The 16673-nt window shown below is 42.4% G+C and carries 16 protein-coding genes; 1 reads left to right on the top strand and 15 read right to left on the bottom strand.

What is annotated here, in order from left to right; all coding sequences use genetic code 11:
- Positions 1-227 precede the first annotated feature (227 nt).
- Genes AC6CHI_RS03190 through AC6CHI_RS03130 form a run of 13 tightly spaced genes read right to left on the bottom strand, consistent with a single transcriptional unit; the run spans position 228 to position 12338 of the window.
- Complete coding sequence (locus AC6CHI_RS03190; RefSeq protein WP_498119385.1) at positions 228-1868, bottom strand: thiamine pyrophosphate-binding protein; 1641 nt, start codon at positions 1866-1868, stop codon at positions 228-230.
- Between the two features lie 59 nt (positions 1869-1927).
- Positions 1928-3394 carry an aldehyde dehydrogenase gene (locus tag AC6CHI_RS03185; protein ID WP_498119384.1) on the bottom strand — a complete coding sequence of 489 codons (1467 nt, stop codon included), beginning with the start codon at positions 3392-3394 and terminating at the stop codon, positions 1928-1930.
- 13 nt (positions 3395-3407) lie between these two features.
- The gene (locus tag AC6CHI_RS03180; protein ID WP_458890557.1) at positions 3408-4199 is read right to left on the bottom strand and encodes an aspartate dehydrogenase; all 792 of its coding nucleotides are present in this window, start codon (positions 4197-4199) and stop codon (positions 3408-3410) included.
- Positions 4200-4207: 8 nt separating this feature from the next.
- Positions 4208-5002: an SDR family oxidoreductase gene (locus tag AC6CHI_RS03175; RefSeq protein ID WP_498119383.1), complete on the bottom strand. Its 795-nt coding sequence runs from the start codon at positions 5000-5002 to the stop codon at positions 4208-4210.
- A gap of 15 nt (positions 5003-5017) precedes the next feature.
- Positions 5018-5839, bottom strand: a complete 822-nt coding sequence (locus AC6CHI_RS03170) for an alpha/beta fold hydrolase (protein WP_458890559.1) — start codon at positions 5837-5839, stop codon at positions 5018-5020.
- A 20-nt stretch (positions 5840-5859) separates the two neighbouring features.
- Positions 5860-6384: a cupin domain-containing protein gene (locus tag AC6CHI_RS03165; protein WP_498119382.1), complete on the bottom strand. Its 525-nt coding sequence runs from the start codon at positions 6382-6384 to the stop codon at positions 5860-5862.
- A 26-nt stretch (positions 6385-6410) separates the two neighbouring features.
- Positions 6411-7640 carry an MFS transporter gene (locus tag AC6CHI_RS03160; RefSeq protein ID WP_498119381.1) on the bottom strand — a complete coding sequence of 410 codons (1230 nt, stop codon included), beginning with the start codon at positions 7638-7640 and terminating at the stop codon, positions 6411-6413.
- Between the two features lie 43 nt (positions 7641-7683).
- Complete coding sequence (locus AC6CHI_RS03155; protein ID WP_498119380.1) at positions 7684-8895, bottom strand: NAD(P)/FAD-dependent oxidoreductase; 1212 nt, start codon at positions 8893-8895, stop codon at positions 7684-7686.
- Between the two features lie 29 nt (positions 8896-8924).
- A complete protein-coding gene (locus tag AC6CHI_RS03150; RefSeq protein ID WP_498119379.1) occupies positions 8925-9851 on the bottom strand; it encodes a VOC family protein in 927 nt (308 codons plus the stop codon).
- A gap of 12 nt (positions 9852-9863) precedes the next feature.
- On the bottom strand, positions 9864-10628 hold the full coding sequence (locus tag AC6CHI_RS03145) for an SDR family oxidoreductase (RefSeq protein ID WP_498119378.1): 765 nt from the start codon (positions 10626-10628) through the stop codon (positions 9864-9866).
- Between the two features lie 10 nt (positions 10629-10638).
- Positions 10639-11691, bottom strand: coding sequence for a Rieske 2Fe-2S domain-containing protein (locus AC6CHI_RS03140; RefSeq protein WP_498119377.1), 1053 nt, complete (start codon positions 11689-11691; stop codon positions 10639-10641).
- A 16-nt stretch (positions 11692-11707) separates the two neighbouring features.
- Positions 11708-12007, bottom strand: coding sequence for a recombinase-like helix-turn-helix domain-containing protein (locus tag AC6CHI_RS03135; protein ID WP_498119376.1), 300 nt, complete (start codon positions 12005-12007; stop codon positions 11708-11710).
- A gap of 25 nt (positions 12008-12032) precedes the next feature.
- Positions 12033-12338 carry a non-heme iron oxygenase ferredoxin subunit gene (locus AC6CHI_RS03130; protein ID WP_458890567.1) on the bottom strand — a complete coding sequence of 102 codons (306 nt, stop codon included), beginning with the start codon at positions 12336-12338 and terminating at the stop codon, positions 12033-12035.
- Positions 12339-12613: 275 nt separating this feature from the next.
- On the opposite strand from AC6CHI_RS03130, the gene AC6CHI_RS03125 reads away from it, so the two are divergent.
- Positions 12614-13426 (top strand): IclR family transcriptional regulator, encoded by an 813-nt coding sequence (locus AC6CHI_RS03125; RefSeq protein WP_458890568.1) that lies wholly within the window; start codon positions 12614-12616, stop codon positions 13424-13426.
- 289 nt (positions 13427-13715) lie between these two features.
- Here the strand turns inward: AC6CHI_RS03125 and AC6CHI_RS03120 are convergent, their stop codons facing one another.
- A complete protein-coding gene (locus AC6CHI_RS03120) occupies positions 13716-14999 on the bottom strand; it encodes an OprD family outer membrane porin (protein ID WP_498119375.1) in 1284 nt (427 codons plus the stop codon).
- 33 nt (positions 15000-15032) lie between these two features.
- The gene (locus AC6CHI_RS03115; RefSeq protein ID WP_498119374.1) at positions 15033-16379 is read right to left on the bottom strand and encodes an MFS transporter; all 1347 of its coding nucleotides are present in this window, start codon (positions 16377-16379) and stop codon (positions 15033-15035) included.
- Positions 16380-16673 lie beyond the last annotated feature (294 nt).

Raw genomic sequence — 16673 nt, 5'->3', positions numbered from 1 at the left:
GCCATTACAAGCTTTGCATTATTTGTTTTACATACAAAACAATGTTTGTTTTATTTTTTGCTAAAAAAAAATTGGCTTGTATTGGCCAAAGCAAGTCATCCTTTTGCTTTGCACGTCTGATTCACCTTTTTTTAGCATGTGTTCTACCCTACGTACCGAGGCACGTAGCATAGAAAGAAAAGATTATTTTTTGAGTTAGTCCAACTCAGCACTCCGCAGAGAGTCTATTAGTACAGTTTCTTTTGAGGAGGACCAGCAAAGTTCAGTGGCCCAATCGAATGCATATCCAGTTCAATAATGGCGGGACCATTCAGTGCAACAGCTGCTTGAATCGCTGTCTTAAATTCTTCTGCACTACCGACTTTCCAGCTTTTTACGCCCATTGATTCGCCTAAAAGCTTGTAATCTGGGGTATGCAATTCGTTGTAATACTGTCGACCATTGAAATAGTTATTTTGAATACCGCGCATTACGCCATATCCGCCATCATTCATAATCATTAACACCATGTCAGTATTTTCCTGCACCATGGTTGCGATTTCACCAATCCCGAGCATCAAGCCACCATCACCGACCAAGCCCACAACTTTCTTGTCTGGATTGGCAATACTTGACCCGATTGCATGAGCAAGCCCCAAACCAATTGCGCCTGCAAGTGAGTGGATATTTCGGTTCGGTGCTTGTAATGGGAATAAGCGACTCCCCCATGTACTACCCGACATGGTGATGTCGCGAACAAAAATGCCATCTTCAGGCAGTGCTGCACGTAAATGATCACAAATTAAGGCGTATTGGTCCATTTGTTTACGTAAGGCTGCAACAGCGGTATCTTTAGCAGCCACAATCGCTTGGTCATAGTTTGCATCAACCTTTGATGTGCCATTGAGCTGAGTTAACACGCGTGCCAAAGTGTCTTTGGTATCTGCACAAATAAAATGCCGAATCTTGTAGTTCCGTTGCTGAGCCACTGGATTGGCATCAATCTGAATAATATTTTCAGGAAATTCAACCGAATAAGTTTTAGTTTCATTACTACGTAAACGTGAACCTACCACCACCACTAAATCAGACTCTTTCAGTAATTGCTCAACTGCTGCCGAGTTATGAAATGCGCCTAAACTGCGTGGATGTGCATCTGCCAAGATACCGCGACCATGCGTTGAAGACACCACTGGAATGCCTAAATCAGCAATCGCTTTAACTTCCTCTACCGCATGTAAAGCACCACCACCCACCCAGAACATTGGACGTTTGGCTTGTTGAAGTTTCTGGCTAATCAGTTCGATTTCAGCATCACTGGCTTGTGGTAATTGGAGCGCTTTGACTGGTCCTAAATCCAGTGGTAAATCAATTTCTGCTGCTTGAACATCAATCGGAAGTTCAACACTGACGGGCCCCATCGGCACAGTCGTGGCAACACGAATTGCTTCACGAATGACACCAACGGCATTGTCTGGACTGGTAATACGAAAGGCGGCCTTACTTGAAGCACGCAAGAACGTAAGCTGATCTTTGGTTTCATGAATAAAGCTGGCATCACGATCCAGATATTCACGCTCCACCTGACCCGTTAAATGCAAAACTGGGCTACCTGCGTTCATAGCTTCAATTAATGAGCCCACCGCATTACCTGCGCCAGCACCTGTACTGGTTAAGGCAACACCCAAGCCTTTAAAGCGTGCATGGGCATCTGCCATGGTCACTGCACCCGCTTCACCACGCGCTGCAACAAAGCGAATTTTCTCACGGCGCCCCACTGCATCGGCAATCGGTAAGTTATGAATTGAAATGACGCCATAAATACTGTTTACATTGTGCTGTTCTAATACGCGGGCAATTGCTTCACCTACATTGACACGTTCCGTCATGAATATATTCCTCTAAAAATTCTGTTTTACTATCTGTTTAACTTTGTGCTGACTGATGCTTAGTCTGACCAAGGGTTTGGCGTCTCATTCAGTCCGATATAAATACTTTTTTGTTGCATATAGGACAAAATGCCCTGACGCCCTTTCTCACGACCAATACCGCTGTCTTTAAAGCCACCAAAGGGTGCTGAAATGGAAAATTTCTTATAGGTGTTAATCCACACTGTGCCCACTTCTAAAGCGCGAGCAATACGCCAAGCCTTACGATAACTTTCCGTCCAGATACCGGCTGCCAAACCAAAACAACTGTCATTGGCCTGTTTCAATAAATCGGCTTCATTGTCATATTTCATGACCACCAAAACTGGTCCAAAAATTTCTTCTTGGCACACTTGAGCATTGTTATTTAAGCCGGTAATAATAGTCGGCAAATAGTAACTACCTTTCTCGAACTCGCCTTCAGTGATTGCTTGACCACCCGTTAGAATCTCGCCACCTTCTTGTTTTGCCAGTTGGACATAACGATCAACTGACTCTAGATGCGCTCGGTTAATTAATGAACCGATATGCACATCGGCTTGTTCAGGATGTCCGACACGAAGTTTCTCGGTGACTTCAACTAGACGTGCCAAAAACTGCTCATAAAGACTGCTATGAATAAACAGACGAGAACCTGCAATACATGCCTGACCTGCGGAACTAAAAATTCCGTATACGACACCTTTTACCGCCAATTCGACATCAGCATCAGGCAATACAATCGTGGGAGATTTCCCGCCCAGTTCGAGTGAGGTGGTGATCAATTTATCTGCCGCGATATGCGCCAAGTGACGTCCTGTAGTTGTACCGCCCGTGAAGGAAATTTTACGCACCAATGGATGCTTGACGATGGCATCCCCCACCACAGATCCTTTACCGACCAACACGCTGAGCAAACCTTTCGGTAAGCCTGCTTCTTCAAAGATTTTCGCCAATTCAAGTGCGATTAAAGAGGTTGCTTCGGCAGGTTTTAAAATCACGGCATTACCACCTGCCAATGCTGGTGCAAGTTTTTGCACTTCACTGGCAATTGGGGAATTCCATGGGGTAATTGCCGCCACGACGCCCACCGGTTCATGCACGCTCATGCTCATGAAGTCTTGTGCACGTTGTGAAGTCAGTTCATCATTCATGGTTTCACAAGCAGCCGCTACATAGCGTGCAGTTGCTGCAGCACTCATCACTAAGCCACGTGTTTCTGCTAAAGGCTTCGCGTTATCACGGGTTTGTAACTTCGAAAGTACATCAACACGCGCCTCAATAAGGTCAGCGACTTTATATAAAATTTTGGCACGCTCATGTGGCAAGCTGTTCCGCCACGTGGGTTCACGCCAAGCCTGATCAGCTTTTTGAATGGCTTCTTCAATATCTTCCGGACTGGCTGTCGAAATTTCGGCATTCACCGAATTGTCTGCTGGAAATGTACTTTGGATAACATTGCCTCGACCCAAACGCCACTCACCTGCAATATACAGTTCCTTTACCATGACTTTATCCCTCTTAAATCTGAATCGTTCCAACGCTATTACGACATGCGCGAATCACGCTGAGCGCAGCCAATGTTGAGGTCTTTGGGTTTGACGCAAGTGGTACGCCCATCAGCTCAATGGTCATTTCACCAAAGCGCCCTTCCGCTACAATGGTATGTTTGTTTTTAGTGATCGTCGGATCAACCGTGAGCTCTACTGTGGTGTCGTCCAGGCCCATGCCTGCAAGTGCTATGGTCGCAGCCACATTGGCATTGGCTGGAAATTTTAACGCTGCTTCACGTGCTGTTCCGCGATAAAACACCGTAGCTTCTGTGACTCGATCAAGATCGACCAACTGCTCGGCATAACTGCCCCGCCAGCTATTCGGGCTTTTGCAACCCTTATAGACCACTTTATCAAGCCCGCCCTCTTTGGCTGCCGCAATGCCATCAATTCCTGCAATGGCGCCCGCCAATAAATGTAAGTGCGCGCCATGTTGTTGAGCCGTTGCTTTAAGTTCGGCAAGAAATTCACTGTCTGCTAATGTCCCGACTGAAATCAGCCCAATGGTCCAACCCTGCGCTAAGACTTTTTTCGCATGTTCTTTAACCGCAGCCTGACCTGCAACTTCAATGACATAATCAGGCGTACCATCACATTGAGTTATATCTGAAATTACTTGCACACTATCGGATAATTTTGCTTGTACATCAGCAATGCTATCTGCTGGTACCACAACCCATTTCAATTCAAGGTCATGTGGCAAATGGGTATAGACTTCTGACGCCATCGCGCCGAATCCAATCATCATGAGTTGCTTCATGTCTGTCCTCAAATATGTTTGTTAAAACCACCTGAAACATCGAGTGCTGTTCCTGTGGTATATGAAGCCAATGGCGATGCAAGAAAAACCAAAGCGCGAGCAGGTTCTTCTGGTTTACCTAAGCGTTGCATTGGAATTCCACGCTTTTGTGCAATATTGCCGATCCATTCTTCCCAAGTTTGATTTTGGTCAGAGCGGTCTGCATAGCGGCGTTTCCACTGCGCCGATTCCACCATGCCCAACAAAATGGAATTGACACGAATGCCATACTGAATAAATTCATGTGATAGTGAATGGGTCAAATTCAGCAACGCTGCGCGTGCTGCCGAAGTCGCAATCATGTGCGGCTCGGGTTGCAGGGCTAACAATGAATTCACATTGGTAATTGAACCAAATGCAGACAGTTTCAAATCATCTAAGAATGCTCGAATAGGGTTCAGTACGCTGAAGTATTTCAACTCAATTTCTTTCATCCAATCTTCATCTTGCGTATTGTCAAAATTTGAAACGCGACCTTGACCTGCGTTATTAATCAACATGTCGACATGACCAAACTGTTGTTTCACTGCTTGTGCAAAGCAGTTGACTTCTGACTGCGCCAGCACATTACAAGCATGTGTAAAAACCTGCGCATTCGGATATTTTTCTAAAATATAAAGTTTTGATTCAGCAAGGCGTTGTTCATCCCGACCACACCATGCGACTTTGGCACCTTCTGCCACTAAGATTTCGACAGCAGCTAAACCAATGCCTGAAGAGCCACCTGTTACAACTGCTACTTTCCCTTCTATTTGGAAGCTCATAATTGATATCTCGTTTCAATGCTGCGTTGCAGACAAAATAATTGCATTAAATGCTTTGGGTTGATCGACATAACTGAGGTGTCCCGCTTCAGCGATCTCAATATAGTTTTGGCAATCCATTTCCTGAGCCAATTCAGCAATTGCTTGCGATGGGGTAATGCTGTCTTGCTGTCCAGCAACGATCACGCATTTCCCGCCTAAATCTTTCAAATAATTTCGAATTTCGTCATAAGCCAATAAGTAGGATGCTTGGGTAAATCCGCCCAAATTTAAGTTCTGCATCACATGCTCAATCAGCGCTAGGGTTTGTGGTAATTTTAAATACGTTAAATTGGGTCCGCGGCTTTGTGCTAATCCGTGATTGCCCAGCTCAGCCAACATTTTGGGGCGCTTGGCATACACTTCTGCCTGTTGCTCTGCACGATAGCGCTGATAGCCTTGGGCCACATTGGCAATAACCAATTGCTGAACACGTTGAGGATACAGGCGAGCAAACGCACTCGCCTGTAATGCCCCAAGGGAATGCCCCACAACAATCGCCTGCTGAATTTGAAGTGCATCAAACAACGCAGCTAAACGCTGAGCATAATCCTCCGCATTGGGGGTCTGCGTTGTTAATGCATCAGACAAACCATAGCCTGGTGCATCCCATGCAATGACATGAAAATACTGACTTAACTCATTCAATTGATTGACCCACGAGCCAGAACCAGAACTAATACCATGTAACAGCACCAAATACTGATCGCCTGTTCCAGCTTCCCGATAGGCCTGTTGATCGCCATTAATATCAACCAGCTGAATCGGGAAGTGTTTCAATGTTTCAATAAGTGTCATCTGTATTTCCCTGTCTTACATTAGTTGCGTTCAATCTGAGACAAAGGATGCTCAGGTGGATAGTTCGGAATTGTTGGTTTTCCAGCACCGAGCATCACGCACATCAAGGCATCTTCTTGTCCCGGATTAAACAAACCACGATAAATACCGGGCGGGATTGAAATCAGATCACGCTCTTTTAAACGCGTTTGAAACTTTTCACCGTTGTGTTCGATAAACAGATCAATTTCACCACGCAGCATAAAAAATACTTCTTCCACATCATGGTGAATGTGCAATGGACCTTCACACTGTGCGGGTAAAACCATGGTAGAGAATGTGAAATTTTCAGCTGGAACGGTATTACCATCCGCCACCACACCTGTTGCACCCGTCCCCATGTAGCGCATTTGCGCACGGCGATACTTCGGGTCGTAATCGGCTTGGAATTTCAACGCATCAAAGTCATATTTACGCGTCTCAAAACGTGCAATACGGGTATTCAGCCATTGTTCTAAGTTTGTGCCTTCCGGCTGTTTCCATGTTTCAAATTGCTGAGAACTCATGTTTTTCACTCCTACTGAAAATCTTTTTAATAACGTTTAAGCAATGGGGTAAGGAAAAATGAACCTACAATTGCCACCACTGCTAAGAATGTGATACCGAGATTAAAGCTGCCTGTTTTCATTACAATCATGCCGATCAGCACTGGAGCAATCGCACTGGCGAAGTTCGCTAAGCCATTGAAAATGCCACCAGCTGTAGCGCCAACATCTGCTGTCGTTACTTTGGCTAAAAGAGCAAAGACTGCGGCTACACCAAATCCCCAAGAAAATGCACTGACCGACATTGATACGATAATCATGAATGGATTGGTCATAATCACCATGAAATAGAGAGAGATCCCTGCAATCAATAAACCAGCAAAGACCTGAATCGCGCGCTTACCTAATTTGTCGGAAAATAACGCTCCCAATACCTCACCGACCAACATGGCAATGAAAGGTAAACTTGAATAAAAGCCGAACTCTTTTAAATTGAAGCCTTTATCCTGAATCAGGTAAGACGGTACCCAGCTGTTCAGCCCCCACAAATAAGTCATCAGGGCAATATTGAAGAAGCAAACTAACCAGAACGATCCGTTTTTCAATAAACTTTTGGTGTTTTGTACATGACCTTGAAAGTTCACTCGTGTGCTGGCATCTTCCAGCTCAATCGTTTTACGCAGAGTCAAATTGCGTAGCCCAACCGAAACCAGAATCATGACAATCAGCGTCAAGCCCGCCATGACAAAAAATGTGCTGTGCCAGTCATGTTTAGCCAGTACTGCTGCCGTAATTGGGAAGCCTAAAAATGCACCTATCGGCGTTCCAAGCAAAAACATGGTTGAAGCACGTGCTTGCTGATGATCCGAATACGTCTGCTTGACGATGCTATAGGCCAAGGCAAAGAGTGGACCTTCGGCAATACCCAATAACACACGTAAAAACAACATGGTGCCGTAATGTGTAGTGAATCCCATAAACAACATGAGGATTCCCCATGACGTTACACTCCAAAACAGCATTTTCTTTGGGTTAAAAATATCGCCCAAAAAACTTAAAAAAACCGAGGAAAATCCGTAAGCCAAAAGAAAGCTTGTCATTAACCAGCCTAATTTTGCTTTATCTTGTGCAATCCCCATTGCATCTTGAAAGTGCGGGTCTGAAAACAATACAGCGATACTAATCTTGTCAAAGAACGCGAGTACCACACACGCCATTAATACAAAAGCAGGTATCCAATGCTTCAACCCCTTCTTTTCTTCTACATCGTTCAGCATATTTAACATTCCTTTGATCTGGCTCAACGTAGTGAAAAAAACGCTACGGTTTTAATTTCATGACATTAAACTCAGGGTTTTTAAGTTGTTCTGGATCTAAAACCGTTTGATTTTGAATCCAACGCTTAGCCAGCTTGACTAACTTGGAATCATTCACGGCGATCATATTAATGAGTCTGTTTTCTGCATCTAGGTACAAATAGCTCTTCTGGGTTGGACTGGTTTCTCGTATAACCAAACTGGGCTGCAGCTTAGGTTGATATGTGCCCAAAATTTGAATATTGCAGTGATACTGATCCGACCATAACCAGGGAATGTCGGCATATTCTGTGTCCATCCCTAACATGGATTTTGCAGCTGCAATGGCTTGATTTTGTGCATTTGCCCACGATTGAATGCAGTATCCCAATACTGGATGTGTCGCCACATCACCGGCTGCATAAATATCTTGATCGGATGTCTGTCCATAAGCATTCACAACAATCCCATCTCGAACTTCTAGACCCGCATCAGTTCCCAATTCTTTCGCAATTTCTGCACCAGCACCGACCACCACACAATCAAATACTTGGCTGGGCTCTGGATAATTCAATACCTCTACGGTTTGATTGGACGCTTCAATTAAATGCAATTGCTGACTATTTAAATGAATTTCAGTACCTGCCTCGCTATGTATCTGCTTTAAAAAATCAGAAACTTCTGGGCTAACACTTCGACCACAAAGACGCTCTGCATATTCATACACATGCACCGTTTTGCCTTGTTTACGTGCTGTCGAAGCGATTTCCAGACCAATCCAGCCACCGCCAATAATGGCGATCCTATGCGATTGTTCAATTTTGTCCGATAATCGTTGGCAATCTTGTACTCCGCGCAGCGTCATCACATTTGGAATATTGATCCAAGTCGCTACTGGAACGCGGGCACGACTACCTGTCGCAATCAGCAATTTGTCATAAGGCAAGATTTTCCCGCTTTCTAGAAAAACCTGTTTACTGTTACGGTCAATTCGTTTTGCCGAATCAGGTTTATGGAGTTCCAAATTAAATTCAGCAATTTGTTCTGCGGTAAATAAATTCAGGCTCTCATAACTGGCTTCTTTAGACAGAACTTGTTTTGACAAAGGCGGACGTTCATAAAAGATCTGATTTTCATCAGAAACCACATGAATTTCCCCAGAAAAGCCACTTTGACGTAAGGTATTTACGGCCCAACCTGCAGCTTGACCTGCTCCAACCACAACTATTCGTTCCATGTCATTCACCTTGCTATTGCCCTAAACCATTAGGCTTTATGTTGACGTCGGGTTTCATGATCCAATCCACCTTCAATTGCCCATTCGGTAAAGAGTTCAAGCGAATGCTCTTCAACACGTGGCGTCCAATCTTCAGTCAAATAATCATCATTGGTGTAGTATTCAAATGCGCCACCGAGTGGTGAATTGACATACCAGAAATAGGCAGAAGAAATTGGATGACGGCCTGGACCAATAAATGTCGACCAGTGCGAGCGGTTCATGTTTAATCCGCCACCGATCACTTCGTGAATATCACGCACTACAAAAGCGACATGGTTCAGTCCCGCGGGCTTATTTGGAATAGACAGCAAGAACAAATCGTGATGGAAACCTTCACCACGACAACGCAAAAATGCCCCACGCTTGCGATATGCATCTGACAAATGAAAACCAAGCTTCTCTTTATAAAAAGCTTCAGTCGTTTCTAAATCTGGCGTAAAGAACACCACGTGACCAATCGCAACAGGCTCACCTTTGTCATACACAGGGCTTGCAGCATTAATCCGTTGAACATTGCCGTATTGATTAATTCCTTCAGTTTTCTTGTCAGGAAGTTCCTGCGTAATTGAACGCTGAAAAACGATAGTCATTCCATTCGGATCACGACATTGAATGTGATTATCCGCCTGAACAAATCCATCCACATCTTTGAGATTTTGTGCAAGCTGCTGTAAATCAGCATCACTTTCCACTCCCCACGTCACTTCACGTAGAGTTGAACCAGCCTCAATCGCTGGGGGCAAACGGTCATCCCCCATATCAAACACATAGATTTTGCTACCATTTTGGGTATGGAAAAGTTCCGTATTTTCTATATCTGAGTGTGTTTGAGACAAGCCAAAGTCCGATAAAAATTTAATCGCATCCGCTTTATCTTCTACACCAAATTTTAGAATTTCTATTCCTGTGATCATCTTCATTATTCCTTAGTTAAAGACAAAACCACCATTGACGGGAATGTTTTGACCTGTCACAAATGACGCAAGATCAGATAGCAAATATAAAGCTGTGCCATTTAAATCTTGGGGGTGTTGCTGCCTTTGAATAGCTCGACCTGTCACATACAACTGATGACGTGCTGCAGGCACATACTCTGTAGCCTCTACCAAGGTCAAACCCGGTGAAAGCGTATTCACACAGATATTAAATTCACCCAATTCACGTGCCATAGAACGTGTCATGGCAATGATGGCACCCTTACTGGCGACATAAGCCATTAACTTGGGCGCACCCCAAAGTGCTGTATCTGAAGCAACATTCACGATCTTTCCAGCAGCCGATGCTTTTAAATAAGGGGTACAGGCTTTCACCATCAACCATGTACCCTTCACATTGACGGTCATGACCCGATCCCATAAATCGGGGTCATATTCAGTTAAGTCTTTGCCACCAACACCTGTTGCCAATGCGGCACAGTTCACCAGACCATCTATACCGCCCAGTTGGTCCTGTGCAAATTGCACTGCAGATATAATTGAATCTGCATTGGCTAAATCCAGTGAAACCGCATGAACTGAAAAACCTTGCTGCTTGAGTTTCGTGGCCTCAGCTGTGACTAAATCCAATAAAATATCGGCCATGACAACTTGCGCACCCGCTTGGGCAATTGCTTCAGCAAAAGCCAAGCCCAAACCTCGTGCTGCGCCCGTTACAAGGATTTTCTTTCCGTGCAGTAATGCATGACTGGTCATATGACAATCCTTATGGTGTATCTGGCAGTGAAGATGTATCTAAAACCGCAATTTTCTTTAATTGCTTTTCAGCTTCTTTCTTCATTAGTCGACGCAAACGTGCCAAGCCCACATCGTGCTGATATAAGAATTCTTTTTCTTTTGCATTCGGCGCGAGGTTTTCCAAAATAATGCGATCTTGCTCAAGTACATCCCAATGCAATTTTTCTAAATGATTACGATATAAGAAACGCCATACATTACGCTGCCAGCCACTGACCTTGCGGCAACGCCAGAAAAACACGCGAGTGTTATTAGCATCAATTGGTGTCGCAAAACCGATAATCCAAAATTCACCACCCGGACCAAACTGCTTACGATAAGGGATGGATAAACGCAACCAGCTTGCACCAGTATTGGCATATTCCACCCAGTCGAAGTTCACACCTGTTTGGCCTTCTTTCTCAAAGATAAAACCGTGCTCAGTAGTGCGATGCTTCATTTCAGCAGTACGCTCACCTTCAGCCATAGAATGCGAAGTACAATGTAAATAGGTGCCGTGCATAGGGTCCATGACATTGTCGATAGCGTATTGATGATTCACTTTCCAATCCGCCTGACACAAAAATGCACTCCATTCTTCATTCACCAACTGTTCAGGAAACTCCAATGCTTTGGGTGCTTCATTCGGATCAATGCCAAACCATAGGAAAATTGCCCCATGCTGCTCAATCACAGGATAATTCTTTAAACATTTTGTCCCAGTCATTGGACATTCATGTACTGCGGGTACATCTGCAACTACACCATCACCTCGAACTTCTACACCGTGATACCAACATGCAATGCGATCTCCCAGATTCCATCCCAATGAAAGACGTGCACCACGGTGCGGACAACGGTCTTCAAGTGCATGGATTTGACCGTCGGCATCACGCCAAACCACAATATTTTCGCCCAAACGAGTAATTCCTACTGGATTAGCTGCGACTTCCCAACTGGCTAAAACGGGATGCCATTGATCACGAAGACCAAGTGCCAAATATTCGTCAGTAGATTGTGTAATAGATACAACTGCGTTCATGATTTCTGTCCTTAGATCAATAGCCCAAACGTTGCATTTCTTCTGTAAAAGAATCAGCAGTCCATTTTTCACCAGCTTCAGAACGGAAACCTTGCTGGTTCAAGGCATCAACTACTTCCTCTAATGCCGTTGCGCCATTTGTGAATGCGTTCATTAATTGGCTCACAAAGTCTTGCTCATAAACCGTTGGCTCTTTGTAGCGTGTTTGCCAAACCAACAACTCTGAATGACCAGGAATCTGAATATTATTAATTCCCGCATCCGTTGCTGGCATCGCATGAATCCAGCTGGCGAGCTTTTCGTTAAACGTTTTCATCACTCTTCTCTTCCCTTCCTTAGATTTAAAGTTGTATCTGAATTTCCTGCCCATCGACACGGACAGGGTAAGTACTTAAATGACGGCAGCCTGGACCACTAATTAGTTCACCAGTCGTAATGTCAAAAATTGCTTCATGTAAAGGACATTCAACCGTCTGATCTTCAATAAATCCTTCCGTGAGCAAGGCATAGGCATGCGGGCAAATGTTTTCAATCGCAAAATAGTGATCATTAATCACAAATACACCGATTTTCTTGTCATTCACATCCACTGCTTTAGGTTCATCTTCAGAGACATCTTCTATGCCGCAAACTGAAATCCAATTCATTCTCCGAGTCCTCTATTTTGTTTTATATACAAAACATTGATTTATTTTCAAAACATATAGCAAGAATAATCCTCTTGATGTTTTTATGTCAATAAATTTAAAACTATATAATTCATGAACTTAATAAAATTTAGATATTTTGTTATGTTTTTTAATGTAAATATTGTTTTGTATATAAACGTTGTTTTATGCCATTTTTAACTTTAGAATAGACCCAAAATAAAGCAATATGCACTAACTTAAACCCCTATTTTTTATGCAGGAAATTCAATCAAATGAGTGAAATTAACGAAGAAGATATACACGAGTCTGACAGTGCAAAAAATGATGAAAGGTACTTAGTACCAGGCCTTGTACGGGGGTTAGCAATTTTGCAAGCGTTTAATCACGAAGCTCAAGAAATGACCATTTCAGAAATTGCTGAAATTATAGATGTGAACCGTTCTAGTGCATTTCGACTCATTTATACACTCGAGTCATGCGGCTATTTGAGAAAAGCATCACAAAAAACTTATGCGCTAGATTCAAAAGTAATGGAGCTCGGTTTTAATAGTTTATCCAAGCTTTCCCTGCTGGATTTATCTACACCACTAATGAAAGAATTACGCGATCAAACCAAAATCGCAGTTCATTTATCTATTTTGGAAGGCACACATATTGTTTTTGTAAATAATGTTCAAGCCAGTGGGCCATTTACCAGCACTATTACCTTGGGCACTCGATGGCCTGCGCATGCTACCGTTATCGGACAATTATTATTATCCAACTTGGCAGAGACAGAAGTTCGAAATCGTTATCGAAAATTTAATGAATGGGATACTTTTTCAGAGTTAACACCACAAAACTTAAAAGACTTACTTCAACGACTAAACTACGTCAAAACTCAAGATTCTATGGTGAGTTGGGGCCACTATAATCAAGATATGGCTGCGTGTGCTGCACCGATTTATCGTCAATCAACAAAAGAAATGGTTGCTGTTTTGTCAGTGAGTTGTCCAATTACGACCTATGATGAGCAAACATTTAAAACAAACATCGCTCAACAAGTTATAGAAACTGCAGATAAAATTTCAAAATTTATTTATTAAAATATAGTGTATTTAGTACAAGGCAAAGGACTGCCTTACTTCTATTTGAGCTTGTTGAGCATCAATTTTTTTAAATGCATCCTGTATTTTTCAAAATAAAAAAATAACCCCATGCATCAAAATAGGTTTGATTTCAACCCTTCGGCATACTTATCTGAGAGTTATATTGCTGAATAAGAACTTCCGAACAGCTTTTTGCAACAAAGCTCATTACCATTTTAAAAGCCGATGCTTCAAACTATTGAAACATCGGCTTAAACAGGATTCAGGTTAATTATGAAAAATCCTATTAAAATTTAAAACTATAATCCACATTAATACGCGTTTCATTTGCTGAATGGAAGGTCATATTGGTCGGCATATCATTTCGATAATGAGAAAAACGTGTTCTAAGTCCTAAACCTTTTAAACTCCCTTCAGGTACACGATAGCCTAGCTCAAACTCTAAAGATTCTTCTTCAAAACGTCGGTCACCATATGTTAATAAATCAATATCATCACCTTTAGCATAGCGCGTCATAAAACGTAGACCATTTAAAGAAGTATCGCCTAAACGGACATTCTTAAAATCATAGTCATAACGTAAGGAAATCACTTTTTCATCTTTGTTTGAATAATCCGAACTCATAAAATCTAAAACAACTGGACTTTCAGCACCGGATAAAAATGGCAAACCGGTATTGCCAAAGGACTGCATATAACCAACGGATAATGTATGCCCCTGTAAATTGAGCCCCCAAAGCCCACTAAAGTGTCGGTTATCCACAGCACCGATTTTTTTATTTCCAGCATCATCACTATTAAAAAAGCGAACATCCGTTAAAAAGTTGTACTGATCTGAAATAGGCTGCTTACCATTCAGACCCAGAAATTGCTGTTGGTAAATGTCCTGTAGTTCAGCATGGTACATACGGATTCGATAGGCATGACTGAGCTGATAAGCTCCCCCAAGTGTATAGAAATGATCGGTTGTTGCAGCCCGATCAAAGCGCTGATTTATATTATCAATACCAACATCGGTATAGCGAATCGAATCGCGTTGGCGGACTTTATCGACATAAAATCCTTCCAATTGCAGTTTAGGAATTTCATTCGACACCACTCTTACACCACGATAAGTTTGTGGAAATAAACGTGCTGGAGAAGAAAAAATGGTGGGCAGTTGTGGAACGAGATCACCCATAAAAAGTTCATTTTTACTTACTTTAACCTTACCAGTTAGGCCAATTTTTCCATAATAATCATCTCTAGAATTATCTGAATTGACGGGTAATAAACCTGTACGTGCGTAATCATCTGCCTTACTTCCTAACAAGTTAAATCCAGTCATCGCAAGGACATCCACACCAAATCCTACTGCACCATCGGTATAGCCAGACTGTCCTTTAAATATGAGTCCCTGAGCCCAGTCTCGAGCAGCCGTATAGCGATAAGGATCATTTTTATAATCCCGATCAAAATAGAAGTTTCGTAAGGTGATTTCAGCCTGACTATCTGCAACGAATTGCGCATGTGCCATATTTGCAAAAATTGGGCACAAGCAGATCCCCATCCATAAAGATGTCTTTTTCATTTTTGTCTCAACTTTTATTTTTTAAACAGATACTTAGATCGATGTATTTAAAGAGTAATTTTCACTTTTTTGATGTCGATAAACGGCCTTACCCAAGATTAAAATCAGGAAAATTGCCAAGACAAATACAATGCTGTAGTAAACATAAAGATGTTGTGGTGTCATCCCTTGATCCAAAAATAGACCCGCTATCGTTGGAGATAAAATGGCTCCAATACGCCCAAATCCAATCGCATAACCAACACCACGACTTCTAATATCTGCCTCATAAATCGTCGGTGAAATTGAATAGAGTCCTGCAACACAACCATTAATAAGTGTGCCCAGCAATAAACCAACCAACAGCGCAATACTCACTTGTGATGAAACTGCGACAAATAAGAAAATACAGAGTGCCGTTAAGCCTAAAAATAAGCTGAGTGCGTAGAAAATTTTAATCCGAGATGCCAAAAGCCCAATAATTGCGGCACCAAAAATTCCCCCAATACTGATTAAAATTCCTGTGCTTACCCCTTGATCTTGCGACATACCCATTGCAATTAAGATTTTTGGTGTCCAGCTCATCACAAAGTAAAAACCAAACATGACCAAGAAAAATGCAAACCATAAACACAAGGTTTGAAAACCCTGATGACCACGAAATAGTTTGGCAACATCCCCCCCTTTTTGCGGTTCAACTTGTGCATATTGTGGCAGTACGTCTAAATGCTGTAACTGCATACGCTTTAGAATTACGTTGGTATTGTCCAACGCACGCGCAGGCTTTTTGGCCAACAAATAATCGAGTGATTCTGGTAATAACCATAAAGCAAAGCTAAACATCACTAAAGTTGTAACACCACCTGCCAAGAAAACAGAACGCCACCCTAAATGCTCAATTAAAACAAAAGTCAGCACGCCTCCCAGAGTCGCTCCAATACCATAACCTGTTGACATCAAACTGACGGCTAGACTTCTCCAACGTACGTTTGCATATTCACTTGCCAACACATTACTACTTGCCAAGATTCCACCGACCCCAATACCAGTAATAAATCGCAGTGCAGCCAGCATCGTATGATTTTGCACAATCGCACATGCAGACATACTCAAGCCTGCAATAATCAAACAAATTAGAATTAAGAAACGACGACCAATTTTATCGGCTAACGGGGCTAAAAAAATTGAACCTGCTGCCATGCCAAATAAACCTGCACTAAGCAATATCCCTATTTGTGCACCAGATAAACTCCATTCAGCCGATACAGAAGGCGCAGTGAATGCCATCACCATGACATCAAAGCCATCAATTACATTCAAAAATATACAAATCAGAATCACGAACCATTGGTAACGGCTCATTTTATTATTGTTAATCTCGTCTAAAACATTTCTTTCCATTGTGTATCTCCCAATTAGGTATGGAAATACACACGACCATGTGAAAACACATCATTGGGTGATTATGCATATCCATATCCATAATTGCCTAGAAGGGATAATTAAGAATTAAAGTGATCCTGTACACAGATCATTTTGATGAAGCATCCTGCTCTTTTTCTATACTGTATAAATGGATCCAAAAAATCAACAAATTTGTTCTAATTTTTATAGGTAGATTTAAAATACAAATTAATAATATTAATATTCATATATTTATAAAAAATAAATCAGCTAGATCCTACCTAAACAATG

The organism is Acinetobacter sp. GQ146 (genome assembly GCF_059758585.1).
The sequence above is the reverse complement of the archived record's forward strand: the minus strand, read 5'-3'. Positions and strand labels throughout refer to the sequence as shown.